The sequence below is a fragment of the Pedobacter sp. 05L430 genome (genome assembly GCF_056397585.1).
Genome location: NZ_JBFTNT010000296.1, coordinates 1 through 5162 on the forward strand (window position 1 = coordinate 1; position 5162 = coordinate 5162).

Consider the following 5162-nt stretch of genomic DNA (forward strand, 5'->3'; position numbering starts at 1 on the left):
CCGCATCACTATGCAAAATAGCACCTTGTTTAGTTTTATATAATTTCATAATGTATTTATTCGTTTTAATTTGAAATTGTCTGTTTATAAGGATATCCCTCTTTTCCAGGGAATAAAGTCGTTATGTCCCAATGCTTCAGCCTTGGCTTTAATCGACCCGCTGGCTATTTCTATGATGTAATCGAGAATACGTTCTCCTACCTGTTTAATTGTTTCTTCGCCAGTTATTATTGTACCTGCATCAATATCAATGATGTCATTCATCTTTTTATATAGCGTTGTATTAGTTGAGATTTTTACTACAGGTGCAATAGGATTGCCCGTTGGGGTACCCAATCCGGTTGTGAAAAATACAAGTGTAGCTCCTGCTCCAACCTCTGCCGTTGTTGATTCTATATCGCTACCAGGTGTACATAGCAATGTCAATCCTGGTTTGGAAACTTGTTCTGGATAATCTAGAACATCAATAACTGGCGACGTACCTGCTTTCTTTGCTGCACCGGCAGATTTAATGGCGTCAGTAATTAAACCATCACGTATATTGCCTGCCGACGGATTAGAATCAAAACCTGAACCTACAGCTTTAGCTCTTTCATGATAAGCTGTCATTAAGGTCATGAACTTCTGGGCGACAGTCTCATCTAAGCAACGATCGCTAAGTTCCTGCTCCACACCACAAAGCTCTGGAAATTCCGAAAGTATTACCGATGATCCCAAAGCAACCAATAGATCTGAAGTATATCCCAAAGCCGGGTTAGCTGAAATTCCAGAAAAACCATCCGACCCCCCGCACTCCAGTCCAATACAAAGTTTGCTTAAAGGGGCGGGTTGGCGCTTAAGTTCATTGGCTTGCATCAAGCCTGCAAAGGTTTGTTTTATAGCCAATTTCATTAATTCAGATTCAGTTCCTACCTGTTGCTGCTCAAAGCAATATAAAGGTTTCGAGAACTGAGGATCTCGTTTTGCAATTTGCTCTTTTAAAAGCGGTATTTGTGCATTCTGACAACCAAGACTTAGCACAGTAGCTCCTGCAACATTGGGGTGCGTTATATATCCTGCAAGTAAGCCACAAAGATTTATGGCATCGTCTTTTGTACCACCACATCCTAATGAGTGTGTTAAGAACTTAACCCCATCAACATTCGGAAACACCCTGTTTTCTGCCACTACATCACTATCTAAACTACCTATGTCTATGCTCAATATATCCTCAACAGCTATACCGGCTCTGTGCATCTTAACCAATTGCTGTACCTGATTGTAATAGGATGAATCATTGTCATGATACCCCAATCCTTTCATAAAGGCATCCTGAATAACCTGTACATTCTTGTTTTCACAAAATACCAAAGGGATGATCAGCCAGTAATTGGCCACGCCAACTGTGCCATTATCTCTATGATATCCCATAAAAGTCTTATCGCTCCATGAGGATATTTCTGGCACTTCCCAGCTGGTTTTTCTTTCCTTAAGTTTATAGTTATTAGCCGCATGACTAACATTGCCTGTAGTAATTACTTCGCCTTTTTTAATTGCTGTAGTTGCCTTGCCTACAAGCACCCCGTACATCACAATATCATCTCCAGGCAGTAGGTCAATAGTCGCAAATTTATGCTTTGCCTTAACATCTGTAACCAAACCATAAGTTCCCTCATCACTATTTATGGCATCACCTGCTTTTAAATCCGATAATGCTACCTCTATATTATCTGTGCGATTTATTTTAAGTGTTTTTGACTTCATTAATCAAGTATTTATTTTTCTAGTATTCGTTTCATAGTCTGATCTATCCATTCTTCTTTCTTAGGGAAATCAGCATAAGTTTTTATTTCAGATAGCATGGGATCGTCCTGCTTAATACCAGCCGACTGCAAAATGGCATAGTCCTGAAGAGATTCTGCAAATATTTCCCATCTTATTGAATCGTATGGCCCATCTGGTCCCGGATAAACTACAAAGGGATCTCCAGCTGCAATTCCAGGATAAGCACTTCCTGATGCATTGGTAAAGGGATCAATAGGTTCTTCCTTTTCCACTACATTCCAATAGTTGTATCCCCAGTGTAAAAAGCCCTGAGCATTCAAATGATAAAATAAAAAACCCGACATTCTGATTTTAGCAAGTGGGGTGTCGTAGAACCGATTAAGCCACTGATCTCTGGGTCCTGTGCAGTAATACACCCAATGAGGAATATTCTCTTTAAGGTAATCGCCGGCCGAGCTAATGATTGGAATCGGTATATCAGTTAATTTCTCTCTTCCGTACCTCACATCACTTAATGCATCCATTACCTTCATCCAGGGAGCCAGTTCCTGTAGTATTTTTCTAGCCCTCTTGTAGTTTTGTATATGCTCAGATCCAGGCTCATCCGATAAATGAAAATAGGAATCGTCTAATACGTTTTCCTTCTTAAGGAAGCGATGAAACGCTGGCAGATATTGTTTTAGAAAATTTAGGTAAACCGGAGAAGTTGCAGAAAGATTCTCATCCCAAAGCAGTTCATATTTATCACCTTTTTGCGTATAAACATGCATTGCATTTTCAACACCCCAGTAAAGAAAAAGATGACCCCATTCAAATTTTTTGTAGCCCAATTCCTTAGTCATATCAACGAACCGCTTTATACGAGACCAATCAAAACTATATTTACCAGGACTGGTTTCATTGATGATCAGCATCTGACAAGGCTTTTTAAATACAGTTTTAAGCTCAAACAAATTTTGAATAAAGGCTACATCATTTCCATGATCAATTAAATTCTTCATCTGTGCCTTAGTGAGCTGCCACCATTTTTCATCATACATTTCAGTCTTATACTGAGCCCAGGTAGCTTCGCCTCTCCACCAATGGGTTACATGAAAATTTTTACGAGGCTGAACAATAAGCTTGCTAATATTTAAATCAACCAAAAGCGTTTTCTCCATGTTAACTTTTCCCTCATTCCAGCTTACTTTTACTTTGCATTGGTGAATACCCGGTTCTATATTTTCTGGAATCCTTAATGTAACCCAAAAAGAGCGGCTTGCATATGGATTAGCATCTACACGGGTAAGCGGGTAAAGTGGATCTGGTAACATTCCCGGTAAGAAACCAATGCCATCAAGCTCTTCCTCACGTACATCGGTATTAAAGTTTTGAAAAGGAACCAGGCCTACATAACGAACTTCATGCTTAACTGCTCCGGTTTCAACATCACAGGCAATCTCTACCCTGTCTTTCATATTGCTATGAAATCCGACCTGAAAGGATACCCTACTGTTTCTAGCTACAATTAAGGTGAGATGATCAGTGGCCTTACCTGGTGATTGAGGAAAAATCCGTTTCAACGAGCTTTCCAGCCAAACGTCMATGTTTTTATCTTTACTTATTGCATCCTTATAGAAAAGCATGCTTAGTATAATAAATACAAATGCTATTTTTTCAAGTCTTTTCATTTTTTTTAATCCTTTCTAACAGCAACCCTCTGGGCCACAATAACCGTCTGACAACACTGGATTTAACCCTTTTTCCAGCTCTTCATCGCTGGCATACCGAACCTTGTCAACAACAACCCAGATATGAAACTCATCATCTAAATCCTGATATCCTGTTTCCTTTGACAAAAAAATCTGTTTTTCTTCTCCTTCATTTAAACCTTTGAGTTCTGCTTCCAGGGAAGGGAAAATGGTTCCATGACCATGTAAATAGTTGATTGGCAACCCATCCAGAATATCTTCAAGCACCTCCCCTCTACTATTTTCCATCTTATATCTAATAGATACCACAGTTTTATCCTCAATTTTCATAAGCGCTAATTCTTGATTTTTCAACTTCAGTATGCGTCTGTGGAACAAAGGTTTCAGCTAATAAAAATTTGCCGACTAAAACAGCCATGATAGCACCAAAAATCGTTGCACTCAAATACACCCATAAATGTTCCGTATGACCAGAAATAACTGCCGGGGCTAATGATCTCGCCGGGTTCATTGATGCTCCGCAAATTGGCCCCGCAAACATCGCTTCCAAACCAACTACACCTCCAATTACTATCCCGGCAAGGCTCCCCTCTTTTTTACTTTTTCTTCCTACGCCAATGATTACAAGCATTAAAAAAAATGTTAGGAAAAACTCAAGTATGAAAGATTGAAAAGCGGAACCTGCAGGTAATGTTGATCCTAGTGTATCATTAGCTGGAAACAGGGCCTGCAACGTGCAACTTGCTGCGATCGCTCCTGCCAGCTGACTCAAAACAAAAGGTACCAAATCTTTTAGCGGATGCTTTCCTGATATGGTAAGGGCAATGCTCACCGCCGGATTCATGTGCGCACCCGAAATATTTCCAAAAGCGTAAATCATACTCATCACAACCAAACCAAAGGTGATTGCTATACCCATATGCGTTACCACTCCACCCGATTCCTGGTTAATGATAATCGCCCCTGTACCACAGAAAACCATTATAAATGTGCTTATAAATTCAGCAGTATATTTTCTTACTTGATTCTGCATTTTATTCTTTTGATAGATCTAATCAATAATCCTATGTGTTGGTTTTGGGTAGCCCGGTTTAAATGAGGAAATACCTTTCGTAATAAATTTATGCCCTGAGCTTGCTTCAATTTTGCCGATCATATCGAACACCAAAGCTTCAAGATGTTCCGGTCCAGTTTGCACTCTTGCATTGATCAGTATATCTACCTTTGAAGAAGACGATTTTGTAACCTCAGTTATTGCGTTTTGACTTCCCGCTGTAAAGCTTATCTTCTTTTGTTGCACTCCATCGTCAACGAAGAATTTTAAATGGCCTATTGGCAATTTCTGTTCGGTTATTTCCCAATGAATTTCCTTTGCAAGTGCAACTCCTGCCTCAAACACATTACTTTCATCAGCAAACAATTCCAATTCAATATCAAGCCAGGCAAGTTCTGCTTCTCCTGCACCATAAATATCATAGTCAATTTCCAAAGAGTTTCTGGTGGCTGCTTTAAAATTTTCCAGTGTAATTAACCACTGGTCTATGCTTTCTATATCAAGCGAATTTTGAAACAAAATTGTTTTTTCAGGAAACTTACTATTTACCAAACGTTCCATCTTGTTTAACTCATCGTTAGTCAGAGAATCAATCTTATTGACAATAAGGATATCTGCCTCTTCAATTTGTTTCTTATAAATATAAGTCACAC

The 5162-nt window shown here is 39.3% G+C and carries 5 protein-coding genes; all 5 read right to left on the minus strand.

From position 1 onward, the window contains the following. Positions 1 to 84: 84 nt before the first annotated feature. The gene (locus AC1DG9_RS22920) at positions 85 to 1743 is read right to left on the minus strand and encodes a UxaA family hydrolase (protein WP_337716079.1); all 1659 of its coding nucleotides are present in this window, start codon (positions 1741 to 1743) and stop codon (positions 85 to 87) included. An 11-nt stretch (positions 1744 to 1754) separates the two neighbouring features. Next, positions 1755 to 3434 carry a DUF4091 domain-containing protein gene (locus AC1DG9_RS22925; protein WP_477635302.1) on the minus strand — a complete coding sequence of 560 codons (1680 nt, stop codon included), beginning with the start codon at positions 3432 to 3434 and terminating at the stop codon, positions 1755 to 1757. Between the two features lie 15 nt (positions 3435 to 3449). Beyond that, positions 3450 to 3743, minus strand: coding sequence for a peptidylprolyl isomerase (locus tag AC1DG9_RS22930; protein WP_172662745.1), 294 nt, complete (start codon positions 3741 to 3743; stop codon positions 3450 to 3452). A gap of 31 nt (positions 3744 to 3774) precedes the next feature. Beyond that, positions 3775 to 4488, minus strand: a complete 714-nt coding sequence (locus AC1DG9_RS22935) for an MIP/aquaporin family protein (protein ID WP_288881706.1) — start codon at positions 4486 to 4488, stop codon at positions 3775 to 3777. A gap of 18 nt (positions 4489 to 4506) precedes the next feature. Beyond that, a partial coding sequence (locus AC1DG9_RS22940; protein WP_477635303.1) for a hypothetical protein occupies positions 4507 to 5162 on the minus strand: 656 nt, incomplete at its 5' end.

Bases quoted from the DNA above. Each gene is read 5' to 3' on its own strand.
- AC1DG9_RS22920 (WP_337716079.1), bottom strand. From the start codon at position 1,743: ATGAAGTCAAAAACACTTAAAATAAATCGCACAGATAATATAGAGGTA.
- AC1DG9_RS22930 (WP_172662745.1), bottom strand. From the start codon at position 3,743: ATGGAAAATAGTAGAGGGGAGGTGCTTGAAGATATTCTGGATGGGTTG.
- AC1DG9_RS22935 (WP_288881706.1), bottom strand. From the start codon at position 4,488: ATGCAGAATCAAGTAAGAAAATATACTGCTGAATTTATAAGCACATTT.